The sequence below is a fragment of the Brucella sp. JSBI001 genome, assembly GCF_026014005.1.
GTDB lineage: Bacteria > Pseudomonadota > Alphaproteobacteria > Rhizobiales > Rhizobiaceae > Brucella > Brucella anthropi.
Window position 1 is genome coordinate 4,448,294 of the sequence record NZ_CP110339.1, and the last position, 19,207, is coordinate 4,467,500.

The following is a 19,207-nucleotide window of genomic DNA, read 5'->3' on the forward strand; positions in this document are numbered from 1 at the left end:
GAAACTAGACTGAACCCGTTAACGAACCATCAACCATAAATACCGCCGATAACGGATCGCTGGTTAAACCGGCCTTCGCACGATAAACCGGTCGTCATGAATGCAAAAGCACTGAAAACGATGACGGAGGATTGGCGCGAAGGGCGCGGCTATGTCCATACCTATATTTGCGAGCATATCGTGGCGGCAAAGCGTTCCGACCGCGCCTTCATCGTTGAAACTCTTGCTAAGGCCGGTCTGGAGATCACCCGGCAAGCAGCAGATGGCCTTACCGTTCTCATTCCCGAAAGCGGCAAGAGTTTCACACTGAGGGGCGCAGTCTACAACCAGCCCCCATATCAGGACCTGTGATAAGGGTGGCCTGCCAGAATGGTGGCGGCGCGATAAAGCTGCTCGGCAATCAGGATGCGGGCGATCTGGTGCGGCCAGGTCAATTCGCCCAGCGCCAGAACGAGGTCGGCACGTGATCGCAATGCCGGATCGTGGCCGTCCGGCCCGCCAATGGCGACGATGAGCTGGCGCTTGCCGTCGTCCCGCATCCGCCCGATGCGATCCGCAAAAGCTTCGGATCCGAGCGCCTTGCCGCGCTCGTCGAGAAGGATCAAGGCAGCTCCATTATCGAGAGCTTCATGAATGCGCTGGGCTTCTTCGGCCTTGCGCAACTCTGCCGTCTGGCCCCGGCTTTCGGGAATTTCGCTCACACCGGCGAATTCAAGCCCCAATGGCGGTCCAGCTTTCGAAAATCGGTCGAAATAACGCTCGACCAGCTCCCGTTCGGGGCCGGCTTTCATCCGGCCCACGGCAAAAACACTCACACGCATGACGCTCTCAATTCATCGAACTAAAGCGTTTCACGCTTTAATCTTCTTTTTTCGCGCATTATCCAACGCAAAACCGCTTCGCAGTTTTGGCTCGAAAATGCTCTAATGCACCAATCCCGGCGCACGTTCGGTGTCGAACGCGTCAAAACCCTCGTCGAGCCAGATCTTCTCGAGATTGTAGAAGTCACGGACTTCCGGTCGGAAGACATGGACGATGATGTCGCCGGTGTCGATGAGAACCCAGTCGCCACTCTCGAGACCTTCGACCCGTATATCCTTGCAGCCTGCTTCACGCAGGGCCTGCAGGAGATGGTCGGCAACCGCCGTCACATGACGATGCGAACGGCCCGACGCGACGATCATATAATCGCCGATCGTTGATCTTCCGCGAATGTCGATGGGGATGATGGATTCTGCCTTGGAGTTTTCGAGACTGGCCAAGGCCGCGTCGAAGGTCTGGGACACGAGATTGGACTCGTCCATCCTGACCGTTGAAGGCGCGTGATGAGCCTTCTTCTCAATTGCTGTTCTCAGTGTATTCCCTTTCTCAGCAGAACAACGCCGTGTGGCAGTTATAAGCACCACACTCCCTAAAATAGGCAGAGTCCCTGTTTTGTTTCAAGACTATCGGCTTTTCCAAACCGTTCACTTTTTCAGTTTATTCGCCCGTTTTGCATATATCTTGTCGAAATCGTCATGAAAGCATCAAGATCATGTACGGGATTTGCGGATCGCGCTGGATGAGAGCGACGAACGCGGTCCATGGATGAAGGTCCAGGCCGGAGGTGTGCGACGCGCCAGCATCGGCGCATATTGTTCATCGACGCGACTGTCGGAGAATGTCTGCGCCATGCGTGACGACAGATAGGCCAGCGTCGAACCCGGCCGGTCGATAACCGCAATCGGAAAATTCTGCGCGATCTCGCGCCAGCGCTGCCAGCGATGGAAGGAGGCAAGATTGTCCGCCCCCATCACCCAGACGAAATGGACGCCGGGATTGGCATCGCGGATAAGCGCCAGCGTATCCGCCGTATAACGCACGTTGAAGGCTGCCTCGAGCGCCGTCACCTTGATGCGCGGATCGGATGCGATTTCCTCGCTCAGTTTCAATCGGTCGGCAAGCGGCGCCAGTTCGCGACTGTCTTTCAGCGGATTGCCGGGCGTCACCATCCACCAGAGCTGGTCGAGCTTGAGCCGCCGGATTGCGATTTCCGCCACCAGCGCGTGCCCGCCATGCGGCGGTTGAACGAGCCGCCAAACAGCCCGACCGCCATGCCCTTCTCGACATAAGGCATGCGCAGATAATGCGCATCGACACCAGGATATTGTTCCCTCAATGCGGAAAGCCCGAAGCCGAATTTCATTCGAACCTAACCACGAATCTGACCGTCACCGCGAACGCGATATTTGAACGAGGTCAGCTGCTCCACACCGACCGGTCCACGCGCATGCATCTTGCCGGTAGCAATGCCGATTTCCGCGCCCATGCCGAACTCGCCGCCATCGGCAAATTGCGTCGAGGCATTGTGCAGGAGAATGGCCGAGTCGATCTCGTTGAAGAAGCGCGCAACCGCTGCCGCATCCTCAGCCACGACGGCTTCCGTATGGTGCGAGGAATAGCGGTTGATGTGCTCAATCGCGCCCGAAATACCGTCAACCAGCGCAACGGAAATGATCGCGTCGAGATATTCGGTCGACCAGTCCTCTTCGGTTGCAGGCTTTGCTGCCGGATAGAGCGCCAGCACGTCCGCACTCCCGCGAATTTCACAACCCTTGGCAGCCAAGTCTTCAAGGATCGGCACTAGATGCATCGCAGCTGCGGCACGATCGACCAGAAGCGTTTCCGCCGCGCCGCAAATGCCGGTGCGCCGCATCTTGGCATCGACCGCAATCTTGCGGGCCATGTCGAGATCGGCGGACTTGTCGATATAAAGATGGCAAATGCCTTCCAGATGCGCGAAGACCGGCACCCGCGCTTCCGACTGAACGCGCGCAACAAGGCTTTTTCCACCACGCGGCACGATCACATCAATCGCACCGTCCAGACCTTTCAGCATTTCGCCAACAGCGGCACGGTCGGTCACTGGCACGATCTGGATCGCATCGGCTGGCAGGCTGGCTGCTTCGAGCCCCCTGACCAGCGCCTTATGAATGGCAGCCGACGAATGCGCCGAATCCGAACCGCCACGCAGGATAACGGCATTGCCTGCCTTGAGGCACAGCGCACCGGCATCCGCAGTCACATTGGGGCGGCTTTCATAAATGACGCCGATCACACCGAGCGGCGTGCGCACACGCTCGATATGGAGCCCGTTCGGACGATCCCATTCGGCAATCACTTCGCCCACCGGATCAGGCAGGGCTGCGATAGCACGGATACCGTCGGCAATCGCACTGATCCGGCTGTCATCGAGCGTCAGCCGGTCAACGAAAGAGGCTGCCATGCCGCTCTTTTCCGCATTGGCCAGATCAAGCTTGTTGGCTTCAAGAATATCGCCACGCGCTTCAAGCATCGCATCGGCGGCAGCAATCAGCGCCCTGTTCTTCTGTTCAGTGGTAGCGATGGAAAGAGGGGCTGCGGCAGCGCGCGCCTTGCGGCCCACTTCCGCCATGACTGCAGCAATATCGTTTACCGTTTCTGCCTTGGTCAGCATCCCATCTCCCCTATGCGACTTCTGCATTGCTGGCAGCACGCACAACCAGATCGTTGCGATGGATCATCGCCGCGCGAGCATCATAGCCAAGAATTTCACTGATCTCATCGCTTTTATGCCCTGCGATCTTGCGCGCATCCTCGGCATCATAAGCGATCAGTCCGCGCGCGATTTCGCGTCCGTCCTCGTTGATCACCGCAACCGTATCGCCGCGCTCGAACTGGCCGTCGATTTCCCTGACGCCTGCGGGCAAAAGCGACTTGCCGGATTTCAGTGCCCTGGCTGCACCGGCATCCACCGTCAAACGGCCAGCCGGTTCAAGATTGCCGGAAATCCAGGTTTTCCAGGCATTGACCGGCGCACGCGCCGGTTCAAACAGTGTCGCGCGTTCACCGCGATCGATTGCCGAAAGCGGGCCGAAACGCGTGCCCGATGTGATGATCATCGCGGTCCCTGCCGCATTGGCGATCTTGCCCGCGTCGAGCTTCGTCTTCATGCCGCCGCGCGACAGTTCCGACGCCGCCGCTCCCGCCATGGCCTCGATCTGCGGGGTGATGGTTTCGACCAGCGGCAGAAACTCGGCGTCCGGGTTCTTGTGTGGCGGGGCCGTATAAAGCCCGTCAATATCCGACAGCAGGACAAGCAGGTCCGCGCCCATCATGGTCGCCACACGTGCGGCCAGACGATCATTGTCACCATAACGAATTTCGGTGGTTGCCACCGTATCGTTCTCGTTGATGACCGGCACGGCCTTCAGCTTCAACAGCGTCTCGATGGTCGCGCGCGCGTTGAGATAGCGGCGGCGCTCCTCGGTGTCGGACAGCGTGACGAGAATCTGGCCTGAACGGATGGAATGACCGCCAAGCACATCGGCATAGGCCTTGGCGAGCGCGATCTGACCTGCGGCGGCGGCGGCCTGACTTTCCTCAAGTTTCAGCGCCTTCTTCGGCAGCCCCAGAACCGTGCGTCCAAGTGCAATAGCACCGGAAGAAACCACCAGCACTTCGACGCCTGCATGATGCAGAGCGGCAATGTCCTGCCCGAGGCTTTCCAGCCAGTCCCGCTTGAGACCGGCTGCTCGATCCACCAGAAGAGCGGACCCGATTTTAACAACGATGCGGCGATAGTTTTTCAGTTGCTTCAGCATGCTTTCATTCCCCTCGCCGCATCCAAAGCGCATCCCGAAAAGTGTGAAACGGTTTTCGGACAAGATGCGTGCCCAAATAAAATCCGACGCTTATTCTTCGGCTTCCGCCGTACCGGCCTCTGCGGCGCGGCTCTGGTCGATGACGCTTGCGAGCTGGCGCAGAGCATCGTTCAGACCTTCATGGCTGACGGCTGAAAGCAGCAGCGGGTCGCGCCCACATGCCTTTTTCAGCGCCTTGACCTTGGCCTTGCGCGCTTCAGGATCGAGCGTATCGATCTGCGACAGCGCAACGATTTCCGGCTTGTCGGCAAGCCCGTGTTCATAGGCCTCAAGCTCACCACGAATGACGTGATAGGCCTTGGCGACATCTTCTTCCTGCGCCGAAACCAGATGCAGCAGAACGCGCGTGCGCTCGACATGGCCGAGGAAACGGTCGCCAAGACCGACGCCTTCACTCGCACCTTCGATCAAGCCCGGAATATCGGCGATGACGAATTCGCGGCCATCCACGCGGGCGACGCCCAGATTGGGATGCAGCGTGGTGAATGGATAATCGGCAATCTTCGGCTTGGCAGCTGTCACACTTGCAAGGAAGGTGGATTTTCCGGCATTGGGCAGACCGACCAGACCAGCATCGGCGATCAGTTTCAGGCGCAGCCAGATGGTGCGCTCGATGCCTTCCTGTCCGGGATTGGCGCGGCGCGGCGCGCGATTGGTCGAGGTCGTGAAATGCAGATTGCCGAAGCCACCATTGCCGCCCTTGGCCAGCCGGTAGCGCTGGCCGATTTCGGTGATATCGCAGATCAGCGTTTCGTCGTCTTCCTCGAAAATCTGCGTGCCGACCGGCACCTTGAGAATAACGTCGTCGCCCTTGCCGCCGGTCATATTGCGGCCCATGCCATGCATGCCGGTCTTGGCCCGGAAATGCTGCTGATAGCGATAGTCGATCAGCGTGTTGAGGCCGTTTACAGCCTCCACCCAGACATCGCCGCCGCGTCCACCATCACCGCCATCGGGACCGCCGAATTCGAGAAATTTCTCGCGGCGGAACGAAACCGCCCCCGCACCGCCATTGCCGGAGCGGATGTAGATCTTTGCCTGATCGAGAAACTTCATCTGAACGTAACCTTCTTGGATGCCCACACTCTGGCGGGCTTTTGGGCGGCAGACGCCCTGAATATTGTTACATGCGGGCCTGTGCCCGCATGTGGTGTGTTGCAATTACAGCAAAAGCGGCCTCCTGCAAACAGTCGAGGAGGCCAGATTTCATCCGAGTTTGTCTTTCCAGACCGGATCGGTGAAATCGATATAGATCAATTCCTGATCCAGATATTGGCCCTGCACGTAAAGTGACTTGGGTTCGACACCGAAAGTCTTGAAACCAAGCGCATAATAGACGCGCTTGGCGGCTTCATTCGTGGCCACCACCTTGGCATCCAGAACGACGACCTGCTTTGCGGCATGGTCGATGACCTTGCTGACGAGGGCCTTGCCCAAGTCCAGCCCGCGCGCTTCGGGGGCCACATAGACACCCCAGAGCGTGCCGCGATGGCGCTCGGACTTGCGGTCGTGGCGGAAAAGGCCAGCCGTTCCCAGCAGGTTTTCACCGTCGAAGGCACCGAAAACCACATTACCGTCCACCTGCTCCAGACGACGTGCGAACACGCTGTCCGAATAGGCATTCTCTTCTTCGAAACTCGAACCGAAGGCCATTGGCGCACGCTGCAAAGCGCTTAATCTTATGGCTCGATAGCGATGCAGATCGCCCTTTTCGAGCGCACGCACCACGATCTTCTCGCGTGCGATTGCATGAGTATCCATCATTTCATTCCCCGTTATTATTGGTCCTGCGGCCTACAAGGTTTGGCACGCAGGACCTTTTGTTTACGACTGCCAGCTTCTCAGCCCGATCCAGGTGCGACGATCAAGGACATAGCGCTCGACCGGCACATTGCCTGCGGCAAGCGAATCCGCCATGCCCATGCTGCTGAACTGGAACCCGCACTTGTGGATCACCCGGCGGGAGCCGCCATTGCTGGCCCGGCACGAGACATGCAGCCGCTCGATGGCAGTTGCACGGAAAGCCAGATCGATCAGGGCGTGAGCGGCCTCGGTGGCAAAGCCGTGCCCCCAATAGGGCTCACCCAGCCAGTAGCCGATTTCCAGCCCCTCGCCATGCTTATGCGCATGAATGCCGCAGCAGCCCATAAAGATGCCGGTTTCCGCTTGCGTGATGGCGTAGATGCAATTGCCCATCTCGCCTTTTCGCACGCGTTCGACAAAATCGACCGCATTTTCACGCGTGTATGGATGCGGCATGCGGGCAAGCATACCGGAGACGCGGGCGTTATTGGCAAGATAGGAAATCGCATCCACGTCTTCGACATGCGGCGGGCGCAGGACCAGCCTTTCAGTGACGAGGACAGGACAGTCTAGTTCATAAGCCAGATCGGGGCTCAGATCATCAGCCAGACTGGTCGCCAAGCCGACAGCCTGGCCGGGCGACAGATCGGTGTAACTGTCTCTTCTTTCGCTACTGCTTGCGTCGTAACAATCTTCTTCCAGAACTTCGACAACCATTTTTCGTTCCTCCAGATGCAAAAAGGGAAGATGGTGGCCCCATCTTCCCTTCGATCTTTTGGCTAGGCTGCCATTTGCACCGGGTCCGATGGGACGCCGGTGCTTTAGAGAGTGCCCGGCTTACTCTGCTGCTTCCGCGATCGGGTCTACCGATACGTACGTGCGGCCGTTGGCTTTCGTACGGAAAGATACAGAACCGTTCGTGGTTGCAAAAATCGTGTGGTCCTTGCCGAGGCCAACATTGGCGCCCGGATGCCACTTCGTGCCGCGTTGACGCACGATGATGTTGCCGGCGAGCACAGCTTCGCCGCCGAACTTCTTCACGCCAAGGCGTTTGGATTCTGAATCGCGACCGTTACGCGAGGAACCGCCAGCTTTTTTGTGTGCCATTGGTGTTCTCCTTTAATCTCTCTACTTACTCAGCCGACTCGGCCTTGGCTGCTGCCTTCTTAGGCGCTGCCTTCGGAGCCTTCTTCTCGGCGGCCTTCTTGGAAGGCTTTGCGCCGTCGGTGAGGATCTCCGAGATACGGATGGTCGTCAGTTCCTGACGATGACCGCGGGTGCGCTTCGAATTCTGACGACGACGCTTCTTGAACGCGATGACCTTGCGGGCACGGCCCTGTTCGACGACTTCGGCGGTGACAATAGCACCGGCGACGGTCGGGGCGCCAATGGTCGAGCCGACCATCAGAACTTCTGCGAATTCTACGATGTCACCGGCTTCGCCAGCAACTTTTTCGACCTTGATGAGGTCGTTTGCGGCAACGCGATACTGCTTGCCACCGGTCTTGATGACTGCGAACATTTGTTGTCCTTTCGGTTGTTCGGTCCGGCTCTCATTTCCACGACATTGGCGTCGAAGTGATGGGCCGTCTTTTTATCAGTCGGTTGATGAGCGGGCTTTTGGCCCCTGATCGCAGCCCGGAAAAGTCCGAAATCTGCAATCAAAACAATAGGCGCGGATTACCCCACGCCTAAGGTCTGGTGCTTATAGGTGTGAAGCGGCAGAAAAGTCAAGAATTTTCACAACGGAATGCAAATTAGGTCTTGTCTAATTGCCTCTGGCTCGTTAATGAGCCGCTACACACTTAGCATTCGCTTTAGATGCTTTTCAACGGCGCGATTTTTATAGATCGTTTTACCGTAGTGCACAATGCGGAGAGGTGGCTGAGTGGTCGAAAGTACCGCACTCGAAATGCGGCGTGGGGGTAACTCCACCGTGGGTTCGAATCCCACCCTCTCCGCCATATCACTTCAAGGCTGTGTGTCTTCCTGACAGGTATTCTCGGGCTTGCAGACCAGTCCAGCCTGCGCCAGCAAACCAGCTACACCATCACGTGCGCCCAGCCCCTCGGGATCGCACAGATATTCCATGTGATCATTCAAATATCCGGCCATCGGCGCACGCCAGTCAGGCGAGGTTTCGATCATCTGTTCAGATGTATAAAGCAGATATTCGACATATGCCCCATAGGCGGTGAGCTGCGTCGTGCCTCTCAGCGCACAATAGTCGGCCTGGGCCAGCTCGGGCTTTTGCACCGTCAGATTCAGAAACTCGCGATATATTTCGCGCGCTGTCTGGTCGCGCTGAATGAGATCGGCCTGACCGACCTGATAGGGAATAATAACCAGCGCCGAGAGCGCGGCAAAGGCTGTAGCAATCCCGCCCAGAGCGGCTAACGGTTCAGTATTACGCCGCAACCAGTTCCACATGTTCAGACCTTGGGTTGCTCATGGGTGGCACAATGGATACCGCCGCCAACCTCACCCACCGGATCGATATTCAATGTAACAATCTCCCGACCGGGATACAGTTTGGCAAGAATAGCGGCAGCCCGTTCATCGGCTTTACGATCCCCGAACTCGGCAGCTATCACCGCGCCGTTACAAACGTAGTAATTGACATAGGAAGACACGAAATCGTGGCTTTTCGAGCGGATATTATAAGGCTCCGGCAGAATAACCATATCGAGTTTGCGACCCTCGGCATCGGTGGCTGCGGCCAGAATGTCGTGCGTTTCGAAGGCAGCAGCCGACCAGGGATCGTCGGGATCGATCTTATCTCCCATCTGGATTACCAGCTGTCCCGGCTTAACAAAACGGGCAAGCGCATCGATATGATAATCGGTGATATCGGCACCAATGATTCCGGGCGCCCAGATCATCTTGCGGGCGCCCATCGTATCCAGCAGCATCTTCTCGATTTCAGCTTTGCTGCCCCGATTGCGATTGCCATTGACGAAGGTGCTTTCATGAGCGATCAGCGTGCCATGGCCGTCGGTTTCAACACCGCCCGCTTCACCCACCAGCCCTGTATCGAAAACCTGCACCCCCATCCGCTCGGCTATCCGCGCGGCGATCTGACCGTCTGCCCCATGGGTCTGCTTGTTGCCCCAACCGTTGAAGTTGAACTGCGTGACGGCGAGACCACCCTTGCCATCCACGACAAAGGAGGGACCGGAATCGCGACACCACAAATCATCGGTCGGAATGTCCCATAATTCCACATTGCGCGACACCAGCTTGCGAACTGCGCGGTGGTGCTGTGCCGCCGCCAGCATCACGACCGGCTCGAATTCAGCAATGGTGTTGGCGATTTTCGCGATCGTTTTCTGAATGTCATCCAGAAAATCAGGATCGTCATAGACCGCCGGATTCACCGGCCATTGCATGAAAGTACGTTCATGCGGCTCTGTTTCTTCCGGATACCAAAAACCGGCAGAACGAGCCGATTGACCTTCAGCCTGCCCTCTCTGTGACTGCATAGACATAGCAACGGCAGCAGCGGCAGCACCCAACAAGGTTTGGCGGCGGGTCATCATCGTATCACCATGAAAATAAAAGGGAAAAAACGTATTTTAGAGCATCTTTATATACGGTAGAGCGACCCGGACGTGCTGTCAACAAAGGGCCGCTTCTCCGCGACACGTAAACCATGCTAGAAGCGTATCATGACTGTGTTATCCGCCGTTGCTCCCGTCTATCACCCTCCGCTGGAACCCTACCTCTCGATCCTTCATCGCGATGCAGGCTTTCTCGTGCTGGATAAGCCAAGTGGCCTCTTATCCGTACCGGGGCGTCACCCCGCATTGTCGGACAGTCTCGCAACACGCGTTCAGGAACAGTTTCCGCAAGCCCAGATGATCAACCGTCTCGACAAGGACACGTCGGGCCTTGTGCTGATGTCGCTCAACCGCAAGGCACATGCTGCCATCGCCTCGCAGTTTGAGGCGCGGACGACGCAAAAATCCTACGTTGCAGTGGTCTGGGGGCTTGTTGAAGATGACGAAGGGCTGATCGACCTGCCTCTAGCCATAGACCCCGACAACAAACCGCGTCATCGTGTCGACCGTGAAAATGGCAAACCAGCACAAACCCGCTGGCGGGTTCTGGATCGGGACGAGAACACAACGCGTCTGCGGCTTCATCCCCTCACAGGGCGCACGCACCAGCTGCGTGTACATATGAAAGCGCTCGGCCACGTGATCCTTGGCGACGAATTCTATGCCGAAGGTGAAGCGCTGGCTGCTGCAGATCGCCTTCTGCTGCACGCGGAAGAATTGTCTTTCCAGCATCCCGATGGTCGTTCCGTGAACTTTACCGCGCCCTGCCCCTTCTGAGAGCATCCATGTCGCAGAAAATCGATACATCGGAACTGGTCGTTGATTTCGTCGGAGGCGCTGTCGGCCACCGGTTTCGCTCCGGCGAAGGACGCGGACAGGCTCTCGCCAAGGCCGCCGGTCTGACGCGCGATGCCACGCCAGAAATCGTGGATGCGACAGCGGGGCTCGGACGCGACGCATTTCTGCTGGCATCGCTGGGTGCAAAGGTAACTTTGATCGAGCGTTCCGAAAAGATGCACGCTCTTCTCGCCGAAGGGCTGGCGCGCGCTGCTGCAGAAGGCGGTCGCTATGCCGAGACTGTCGCGCGCATGACACTTCTGCTGGGTGATTCCAGCTTGCTCCTGCCGGATCTGAAGCCGCAGGTCGTGCTGGTTGACCCGATGCACCCTCCGCGCGGTAACAGTGCGCTCGTCAAAAAGGAAATGCGGCAAATCCGCGAGATCGTCGGCACAGATCCGGATGCTGAAAGACTGATGCAAGTGGCGCTGGAAGCCGCGCAGAACCGCGTGGTGCTGAAATGGCCCCTGCGTGCCGACCCAATGGCCGGATTGCGCAAACCTTCCCACCAGATACTCGGCAAAAGCACGCGCTATGACGTGTTCGTCAAAGCCAAGCTGAGTTGAACATCATGCAACAACTATGACTGGCCGCTCCCGCCTGTAGCGGGCCCGCGCGACATTTCGCCGGAATAGACACTGAGGCCATTACGCCCTTTCGCCTTGGCATCATACATGGCCGCATCCGCAGCCGCCAAGAGTTCCCCCGCCGCCCCGCCATGTCTCGGGAAACAGGCGACGCCGATACTGCAGGTGACTTCCAGACATGCCCCGTCCAGTTCGACCGGCTCGCTGATCTTCCGCCTGATCTCGTCCAGCCGGGAGCAAAAATCACCTTCATCCGCCTGCAAAACCAGAATGAATTCATCGCCTCCCATGCGACCGGCTAGTTCACCGTCGCGCAGGAGCACCGAAATCCGTTCGGCAATCTGTTGCAGGAGCTTGTCTCCCGCTGCATGGCCGAGCGTATCGTTGACCGGTTTGAACTGATCCAGATCGAGAAAGCCAACAGCCACCCTCCGAGATCCGGAAGCTGCCTGTTGGAGAATCTCGTCGAGCCTTCGCTCCAGGAAGGCCCTGTTCGCCAGTCCCGTCAGCGTATCGTGTTCGGCCAGATAGCGGATGCGCTCATCGGCAATGCGCCTGTCTATGGCAATGCCGGTCAGCCTCGCTGCAGTAGTGAAAAACTCCCTGAGATCAAGGTCTTTCGAAGCGTCAACATCGGCCACCAAGCCTAGAAAACCGTGCCCCTCAGCGTCCGCAGACGGAATCTCGATGCAGAATATGGTTTGGCTGTCTGGAAGCAATGTCCTCAACACCACTTCGAGACTCGCGGCCGAAATCGATTCAAGCCCACCTCTCAAACCGGTCACCAGTTGAGGCAGCGAAGGCGCGGATATGACGACTTCGTCAGTCGTTTCCCCGGTAAGCATGGCAACACAGTGAGCACCAGCTGTAATATCTTCCAGCAAATGTGCCAGCTGATCGACAAATTCCGGTATGGCAACCGCGCTTACCGTCATTTCCAGAATACGGGCCTGAACCTGCATGAAGCGTTCAGCCCTTTTCTTGATGGAAATGTCACGAGACACACCCACGACGCCGATAATATTGCCGCTTCTATCGCGCAAAGGCACGCGCGAGATCATGAGCCAGCGATCAGCTCCGCCGCGCATGGCGCGTTCTTCATAACCGAGATCCGGCTGGCCGCTTTCCATGACCTGCTTTTCGATTTCGGAAATGCGAGCAGTGATCGCAGCTTCACCATGAATTTCGAAGTCGGTCAGTCCGACCAGATCTCTGATGTCCGATAGTCCGTTGTTGCGAACCACAGCATCATTGGCAAACAGGAACCGACCCTGCAGGTCCTTGGCATAGATGAAATCTGGCACGTGATTGATCATTGCGACGAGCCAATTGAGCTGCTCTTCGCCTGCACAGGCGTGATCGCCCGGGTTCAGTTGTGATGGCTGACACCCCGCGTGAGCAGGATGTAGATCACCCTCATTCTTATCGGCATCTTGCAATGCCTCATTTGCCAGACCTTTCATGGATAGAGCCCCTCCATGCTTTCATGACCATATTAGCAATCTTTTGATTAGTGGGAATGGCATAAAACGGTCGTACCATCGCTTTGCGTCACATCCGATACTCTTTTCCGTGACTTTACGTGTGGTGTGCAAACTGCCAACATCACTCCGGAGTACAACCATTTAGGTTTCCGGTAACGGGGACGAACATCCAGTTTCATTTAGGCAATTCTTTCACAACAAAACATTCCGATGACGAGGTCTCATGAAACAAAGCATCGACCTGACAACCGCCCCGATCAATCAGGCTTTGCTGCTTTTTGCGTTGCCGACGCTTGGCTCTTCCATATTGCAATCAGCCAACGGTTCGATCGATACGATCTGGATCGGCCAGTTGCTGGGCGAGAATGCACTTGCAGCGACGACAAACGGCAACCTGGTCATGTTTCTGCTAACTGCCTTTGTCTTCGGTTTCGGCATGGCATCGACGATCCTGATCGGACAGGCATTCGGGCGGCGTGATGTCGAGACAGCGCGCGCAATAGCGGGCACCACTGTTGGTACTTTCGTGCCGCTTAGCATTGTCGTCGCCATCATCGGCTGGCTACTCGCCCCAAAGGTGTTGGATCTGCTCGGAACGCCTGAAGCAATTGAACCGCTGGCGCGCGCGTTTCTGCAAGTTACGTTCCTCGCCATGCCGGCGATTTTGATGCAGACGACATTGATGATGGCATTGCGCGGCAGCGGCGACGCCATGACCCCGCTCATATTCATGGGAATGGCCGTTCTTTTGGATATAGCGCTCAATCCCCTTTTCATTCTGGGCTGGGGGCCGCTGCCCGCACTCGGTATCGCAGGGTCTGCCTTGGCGACGGCTGCCGCCAATTACATAAGCCTCGCAGCGATGCTTTATTATATCTACTACCGTGATCTGCCTTTGCGCCTGCGCGGCGAGGAATTATGGCTTCTAGTTCCGGACCGGGAATTACTGCGGCTGATCTTCACCAAAGGACTGCCAATGGGCGTCCAGATGATTGTGGTTTCCAGTTCGATGCTGACCATGATGCGGCTGGTCAATCAGGAGGGGGTCGATACGACAGCCGCGTTTGGCGCTACGCAGCAGCTCTGGACTTATGTGCAGATGCCGGCAATGGCGCTTGGCGCCGCTGTCAGCGCCATGGCTGCCCAGAATATCGGTGCGGGAAAATGGGATCGCGTGAGTTCGATAACGCGTATAGGGGCGATTTATGCAGTTCTGATGACGGGAGCCCTGGTTGTGCTGCTGCTTCTCGCGGATCGACAGGCCATGCAGATATTTCTCGGCGCGGACAGTCCGGCAATCACGATCGGCCAGCACATCGGGCAGATCGCGACCTGGGGTTTCATCGCCTTCGGCGTATCGATGGTTCTTTTCGGAACTGTAAGAGCGAACGGCCAGGTTATCTGGCCGCTCATCATTCTCTTCGTATCCATGTACCCGGTGCGTCTCGGTGTCGCCATTGGTCTGCGTGAACAGTTTGGTTCCGATGCGCTCTGGCTGAGTTTTCCAGCTGCAATGGTATCAACCCTGCTGATGGCGACGGTCCTTTATTTTCACGGCGGATGGAAAAAGAACTCATCGATGCATATCGACGCCCACGAACTTCAAGGGGAAGCGGCTTGTGTATCGCAATCGACAGAAGCCGCCCCATCGAGCAATGCACTTGCTCCCAATGCTCCGCTTGTGGCGGAAGTGAAGGCTGGGACGTAGAACGCTTTTGCAGCCGTCGAAACTGCTGCTCTACAAGCTTACGGAAAATCTCCCATCGCGCACAACACGATAAATGCGAAAGGCTTCAGCTGATCAACTGCATTGTTACAATCGGGTTGTCCGCTCTATAAGTATATCTTATCCTCTTCTCAAATTCATCGGCCCCAATGGGATTACCATCTATAGCAACGATATGGTCTTTAAGTGCGGCAAAATATATCGGATTCATACCACTGATATAGATTAATCCACCGTCATATTTGTCCGAGATGAAATTGAATAAACCTGGTTTTGGACGGGAACTGTCGTCCCCGGTGAAATCAATCGGGCATTTGCTGTGTGGGCTTTCCGCTTCAATCTGTACAGCCGCGCGGTCGTGGACATTGATCGTCAAAGCACCGGGCACAAATCGTTGAGCCCTCAAATCAAACTGACCACCGTTAGAAACGTCGATAATAGCCCTCGCATCTGGTATCGAACTATTATTGTAAACTAATGACTTCAATTCAGCGATTTGAAATGTTCCACCGTTAATTATTATTCTCGTATCTGATGTATATATAATTTCAACTTCACCGAGAAAATCATTAAAAGAATCTTCTACTTCAGAACTGTTCAACCGAAATCTTACATCTCCTTCATTGATGAGGAAAAGCGGAGTATTCTCTTCTCCATTCTGTATCCACTTTATCTTCGACCGAGCCGATAGCAGGCAAATGGACGACGTGGAATTACCACGCATTTCAAAACTTGTTCTGCTTTTGTCGAACGAGTCGCGATGCGGCCCAATAATAATTTGGTTATTTCCATAGACTGCAGGATCATAAACTTGATCCGCATCGGCGTCCCATACAAACGTTTGATAATTTGTGCTCATACTTATTGCCCAAAAACTGCGCTTTGAAAAATTGACCCAAGAATTGATGAAGAGATCATCGTTAAATATTTTTGTTTTGGCCCCCCCATATATTTCATAAACTTCAGATATAATCGCGTATAGTTACGTGATCTCCAAAATAGTATCAAATAAATGGAAGTCAATATTCTAATCATACAAGTATCATTTAATTATTTATACCATTTTTTTTGACCATCATCAAGCTAATTGAGCTTTTTCTTATTGTCTTTATATTGATGGTGGAGTGCCCCGTTCCATCGGACATTTCAGCTATTTTGATTTATCCCTGATGAACTGCCTAGGGGAGGCCATCTTGAGCGCGGAATGTCGATGGATTTCGTTGCAGTCTTCGATCCATCCGTCGATTACGGTGGAGCGCTGTTTCGGCGTCCGGTATAGCTGATATGCTGATGAAATCCCTCTTCAGGGCTTTGACGAAAACCTCTGACATACCGTTGGACTGGCGGCTCGCGACCGGAATGAAGCAAGGTGTCAGATTGAGCGCCTGAGCAAACAATCTCGTGTCCCGTGCTGTGTAGGTCGAGCGACTGTCCGAGATGCTCGATAGTATGTGAGGCTCGGGTTACGTCGAAGCGCTTCTCGACCGCCTCCAACATCGCGTCGCACACGTCGGAGCCGGAGAGGCCTGCATTGGGGACATCGGTCCAGGCGACGATCTCTCGACCGAAGGCTTCGATGATGAAGGCGAGGCGAATGACCTCTCCTTTCCAGCAGGCGAACTCCAACCCGTCGGAACCCCAGCGCAAGTTCGAACGCATGACCGTGACCCGGCCATCATGGATGCAGCCCTTGCGAACGGCCGTATGCTTCTCCAGCAACATCGGGTGGTTGCCTATGATGCGGTGAACCCGTTTGGCGTTGACGACAGGCTGATCGGCGGCTCACCTTTCGCGATTGAGGAGCGCGGTGATCCGCCGATAGCCATAGGTTGGCCTCTGATCGACCAGCCTGCAAATGATGGGCAAAAGCTCTGCATCCTATGCCTTGTGATAGTGTCCGCGCGGCTTTGATCTACCTTTCAACCGATCCGCGAGGTGTGAGCGCGCGCGCCCCAGGTGTGTGCAACGGTCTTCATCGGTAACCGTCCTTCGGCAACAAGATCGGCTGCGATATCCGTTTTTTGAGTCCGCTTTGGAAAGGGCTTCGCGGAGGATTTCGACCTCCATTGTCTTGCGACCAAGCATGTGCTCCAGCTCGCGGACACGATCTCCCAGCTTCTTCACTTCCGAGTTGCCGACAACCGACCCTTCAGAATCCACGGCTGCCGCACCTCCCTCGCTCAAGAGCCTGCGCCACCGATAAAGCAGATTGGGCCCAACGCCATGGCGGCGAGCGGTGGAAGACACCGTCTCGCCGGGTTCGAAACTCTGCTCAATAATTGTCAGCTTCTGCTCGGTTGTCCACCGGCCTGCGGCGGACATCACCCGTCAGCAATTCAACGTGTCGATACTCGTTAGACATAAGCCTGTGCTTGAGCCTTTCTGCTTATGCCGACTGTCCGGTCGAAATGGGGCTAGTTCACAGAGAATAAGAAGTTTTGCAGCTGCCCCGGCTGCTTTGGTCAAAAAAAGCCCGCGTTGTGGCGGGTTTTGATTTGGTTTTGGGCTGGTGCCTGGTTGCGTTTGTCGGGGGATTGTTACGCTGGATCGTTTCTTTTTGCTGCCCACCCTTGGGGTTATGAGCGCGCTGCGGTGCGTGCGTATAGAACTCGCTTCCGTGCATCGATATTAGGTCGAACGATCTTCTGCGAGAAGCCGGAGCCAGCTCGCAAAGATACGAACATCGGTTATGCTTGAGAGATTTCGTGTATTTTTGTGGGAATTTGGTTGCGGGGGCAGGATTTGAACCTGCGGCCTTCAGGTTATGAGCCTGACGAGCTACCGGGCTGCTCCACCCCGCGCTATGGGTGTTTTGTATGTATTTGAGAAGATGATTTGATTTGTGTTCTTGGCAGACCTGGCAGCGACCTACTCTCCCGTGTCTTAAGACAAAGTACCATTGGCGCTGGAGCGTTTCACGGCCGAGTTCGGAATGGGATCGGGTGCAGCCGCTCCGCCATAACCACCAGGTCGGCGAAGAACACAAATATGAGAAGCTGGTTGTCTTTCGTGCAGATAATTCAGCGATAAACGCTGATAAACAATAAGCACACGACTGTGTGCCGGCCGGAGGCCGCGCCCGCGCAGCCGTTTGGCGGAGCCAAACTGGCGTGAGCGCTATAAATTCATCGAAGTTTGTTCGATGGATATTGTAAATGGGAGTGATCAAGTCGATCGAGCTATTAGTACCGGTAAGCTACATGCGTTGCCGCACTTCCACACCCGGCCTATCAACGTGGTAGTCTTCCACGGCTCTGATAGGGAATACTCGTTTTTAGGTGGGTTTCCCGCTTAGATGCCTTCAGCGGTTATCCCGTCCGTATATAGCTACCCTGCTATGCCGTTGGCACGACAACAGGTCCACCAGAGATACGTCCATCCCGGTCCTCTCGTACTAGGGACAGATCCTATCAATATTCCTACACCCACGGCAGATAGGGACCGAACTGTCTCACGACGTTCTGAACCCAACTCACGTACCGCTTTAAATGGCGAACAGCCATACCCTTGGGACCTGCTCCAGCCCCAGGATGCGATGAGTCGACATCGAGGTGCCAAACAACCCCGTCGATATGGACTCTTGGGGGTCATCAGCCTGTTATCCCCGGCGTACCTTTTATCCGTTGAGCGATGGCCCTTCCACGCGGGACCACCGGATCACTATGACCGACTTTCGTCTCTGCTCGACTTGTCAGTCTTGCAGTCAGGCAGGCTTATGCCATTGCACTCGACGAACGATTTCCGACCGTTCTGAGCCTACCATCGCGCGCCTCCGTTACTCTTTAGGAGCGACCGCCCCAGTCAAACTACCCACCATACACGGTCCTGGACCCGGATAACGGGCCGCAGTTAGACATCCATATAGGCAAGGGTGGTATTTCAAGGATGACTCCACAATGGCTGGCGCCACTGCTTCAAAGTCTACCACCTATCCTACACATGCCGACACGAATGCCAGTGTAAAGCTATAGTAAAGGTGCACGGGGTCTTTCCGTCTAACCGCAGGAACCCCGCATCTTCACGGGGAATTCAATTTCACTGAGTCTGCGTTGGAGACAGCGGGGAAGTCGTTACGCCATTCGTGCAGGTCGGAACTTACCCGACAAGGAATTTCGCTACCTTAGGACCGTTATAGTTACGGCCGCCGTTTACTGGGGCTTCAATTCAATGCTTGCACATCTCCTCTTAACCTTCCAGCACCGGGCAGGCGTCAGACCCTATACGTCGTCTTGCGACTTCGCAGAGCCCTGTGTTTTTGGTAAACAGTCGCTACCCCCTGGTCTGTGCCACCCCCACCTAGTTGCCTAAATGGAGGTCACGCTTCTTCCGAAGTTACGCGTGCATTTTGCCGAGTTCCTTCAACGCAGTTCTCTCAAGCGCCTTGGTATTCTCTACCAGTCCACCAGTGTCGGTTTAGGGTACGGTCTATATGCAGGAGCTATTTCCTGGAACCGCTTCGCTGCAAGATCAATCCAATAAGACCTTACAACACACGCGATCCGTCACTACCTGCAGGCCCACGAATATT

At 55.8% G+C, this 19,207-nt stretch carries 17 protein-coding genes, 2 tRNA genes, 2 rRNA genes and 2 pseudogenes (1 of these 23 only partly in view); 5 read left to right on the plus strand and 18 right to left on the minus strand.

What is annotated here, in order from left to right:
* Nucleotides 1–96: 96 nt before the first annotated feature.
* Entirely contained in the window at nucleotides 97–351 is a 255-nt protein-coding gene (locus LJ361_RS21305) for a hypothetical protein (protein ID WP_010661511.1), read from the plus strand.
* On the opposite strand, the gene rlmH is transcribed toward LJ361_RS21305, so the two are convergent.
* From rlmH to rplU, 10 genes and pseudogenes are all read right to left on the minus strand, one after another.
* Complete coding sequence (rlmH, locus tag LJ361_RS21310) at nucleotides 339–821, minus strand: 23S rRNA (pseudouridine(1915)-N(3))-methyltransferase RlmH (RefSeq protein ID WP_010661512.1); 483 nt, start codon at nucleotides 819–821, stop codon at nucleotides 339–341. The genes LJ361_RS21305 and rlmH overlap by 13 nt on opposite strands.
* Nucleotides 822–923: 102 nt before the next feature.
* A complete protein-coding gene (rsfS, locus tag LJ361_RS21315; RefSeq protein WP_010661513.1) occupies nucleotides 924–1,304 on the minus strand; it encodes a ribosome silencing factor in 381 nt (126 codons plus the stop codon).
* A 228-nt stretch (nucleotides 1,305–1,532) separates the two neighbouring features.
* A pseudogene (locus LJ361_RS21320) lies at nucleotides 1,533–2,185 on the minus strand (nicotinate-nucleotide adenylyltransferase).
* A 6-nt stretch (nucleotides 2,186–2,191) separates the two neighbouring features.
* Entirely contained in the window at nucleotides 2,192–3,475 is a 1,284-nt protein-coding gene (locus tag LJ361_RS21325) for a glutamate-5-semialdehyde dehydrogenase (protein WP_010661515.1), read from the minus strand.
* A gap of 10 nt (nucleotides 3,476–3,485) precedes the next feature.
* A complete protein-coding gene (gene proB / locus LJ361_RS21330; RefSeq protein WP_010661516.1) occupies nucleotides 3,486–4,622 on the minus strand; it encodes a glutamate 5-kinase in 1,137 nt (378 codons plus the stop codon).
* A gap of 90 nt (nucleotides 4,623–4,712) precedes the next feature.
* Nucleotides 4,713–5,738, minus strand: a complete 1,026-nt coding sequence (gene obgE, locus LJ361_RS21335) for a GTPase ObgE (protein WP_010661517.1) — start codon at nucleotides 5,736–5,738, stop codon at nucleotides 4,713–4,715.
* A gap of 150 nt (nucleotides 5,739–5,888) precedes the next feature.
* On the minus strand, nucleotides 5,889–6,446 hold the full coding sequence (locus LJ361_RS21340) for a GNAT family N-acetyltransferase (RefSeq protein ID WP_012091221.1): 558 nt from the start codon (nucleotides 6,444–6,446) through the stop codon (nucleotides 5,889–5,891).
* Between the two features lie 60 nt (nucleotides 6,447–6,506).
* Entirely contained in the window at nucleotides 6,507–7,202 is a 696-nt protein-coding gene (locus LJ361_RS21345; protein WP_010661519.1) for a GNAT family N-acetyltransferase, read from the minus strand.
* A gap of 120 nt (nucleotides 7,203–7,322) precedes the next feature.
* Nucleotides 7,323–7,592, minus strand: coding sequence for a 50S ribosomal protein L27 (gene rpmA, locus LJ361_RS21350; protein WP_010661520.1), 270 nt, complete (start codon nucleotides 7,590–7,592; stop codon nucleotides 7,323–7,325).
* Between the two features lie 25 nt (nucleotides 7,593–7,617).
* Nucleotides 7,618–8,007, minus strand: a complete 390-nt coding sequence (rplU, locus tag LJ361_RS21355; protein ID WP_010661521.1) for a 50S ribosomal protein L21 — start codon at nucleotides 8,005–8,007, stop codon at nucleotides 7,618–7,620.
* 352 nt (nucleotides 8,008–8,359) lie between these two features.
* Between rplU and LJ361_RS21360 the strand changes: the two genes are divergently transcribed.
* A tRNA-Ser gene (locus tag LJ361_RS21360) sits at nucleotides 8,360–8,449 on the plus strand.
* A gap of 7 nt (nucleotides 8,450–8,456) precedes the next feature.
* Here LJ361_RS21360 and LJ361_RS21365 read toward each other — a convergent pair.
* Both LJ361_RS21365 and LJ361_RS21370 read right to left on the minus strand, forming a co-directional pair.
* The gene (locus LJ361_RS21365) at nucleotides 8,457–8,915 is read right to left on the minus strand and encodes a hypothetical protein (protein WP_010661522.1); all 459 of its coding nucleotides are present in this window, start codon (nucleotides 8,913–8,915) and stop codon (nucleotides 8,457–8,459) included.
* 2 nt (nucleotides 8,916–8,917) lie between these two features.
* Nucleotides 8,918–10,024 carry an agmatine/peptidylarginine deiminase gene (locus tag LJ361_RS21370; protein WP_029376292.1) on the minus strand — a complete coding sequence of 369 codons (1,107 nt, stop codon included), beginning with the start codon at nucleotides 10,022–10,024 and terminating at the stop codon, nucleotides 8,918–8,920.
* A gap of 129 nt (nucleotides 10,025–10,153) precedes the next feature.
* On the opposite strand from LJ361_RS21370, the gene LJ361_RS21375 reads away from it, so the two are divergent.
* Together LJ361_RS21375 and LJ361_RS21380 are read left to right on the plus strand one after the other, a co-directional pair.
* On the plus strand, nucleotides 10,154–10,822 hold the full coding sequence (locus tag LJ361_RS21375; protein WP_036564089.1) for a pseudouridine synthase: 669 nt from the start codon (nucleotides 10,154–10,156) through the stop codon (nucleotides 10,820–10,822).
* 8 nt (nucleotides 10,823–10,830) lie between these two features.
* Nucleotides 10,831–11,448, plus strand: coding sequence for a class I SAM-dependent methyltransferase (locus LJ361_RS21380; RefSeq protein WP_010661525.1), 618 nt, complete (start codon nucleotides 10,831–10,833; stop codon nucleotides 11,446–11,448).
* Nucleotides 11,449–11,462: 14 nt separating this feature from the next.
* Here the strand turns inward: LJ361_RS21380 and LJ361_RS21385 are convergent, their stop codons facing one another.
* A complete protein-coding gene (locus tag LJ361_RS21385; RefSeq protein ID WP_264812275.1) occupies nucleotides 11,463–12,932 on the minus strand; it encodes a diguanylate cyclase domain-containing protein in 1,470 nt (489 codons plus the stop codon).
* Between the two features lie 244 nt (nucleotides 12,933–13,176).
* On the opposite strand from LJ361_RS21385, the gene LJ361_RS21390 reads away from it, so the two are divergent.
* Nucleotides 13,177–14,661: an MATE family efflux transporter gene (locus LJ361_RS21390; protein ID WP_010661527.1), complete on the plus strand. Its 1,485-nt coding sequence runs from the start codon at nucleotides 13,177–13,179 to the stop codon at nucleotides 14,659–14,661.
* 85 nt (nucleotides 14,662–14,746) lie between these two features.
* Here LJ361_RS21390 and LJ361_RS21395 read toward each other — a convergent pair whose 3' ends face one another.
* From LJ361_RS21395 to LJ361_RS21415, 5 genes and pseudogenes are all read right to left on the minus strand, one after another.
* A complete protein-coding gene (locus LJ361_RS21395; RefSeq protein WP_010661528.1) occupies nucleotides 14,747–15,538 on the minus strand; it encodes a hypothetical protein in 792 nt (263 codons plus the stop codon).
* A 291-nt stretch (nucleotides 15,539–15,829) separates the two neighbouring features.
* Nucleotides 15,830–17,041 (minus strand): annotated as a pseudogene (locus LJ361_RS21400) (IS3 family transposase).
* 362 nt (nucleotides 17,042–17,403) lie between these two features.
* Nucleotides 17,404–17,480, minus strand: a tRNA-Met gene (locus tag LJ361_RS21405).
* 54 nt (nucleotides 17,481–17,534) lie between these two features.
* A 5S ribosomal RNA gene (gene rrf, locus LJ361_RS21410) occupies nucleotides 17,535–17,649 on the minus strand.
* Nucleotides 17,650–17,840: 191 nt separating this feature from the next.
* Nucleotides 17,841–19,207: ribosomal RNA gene (locus LJ361_RS21415) — 23S ribosomal RNA — on the minus strand; it runs 1,444 nt beyond the window's last position.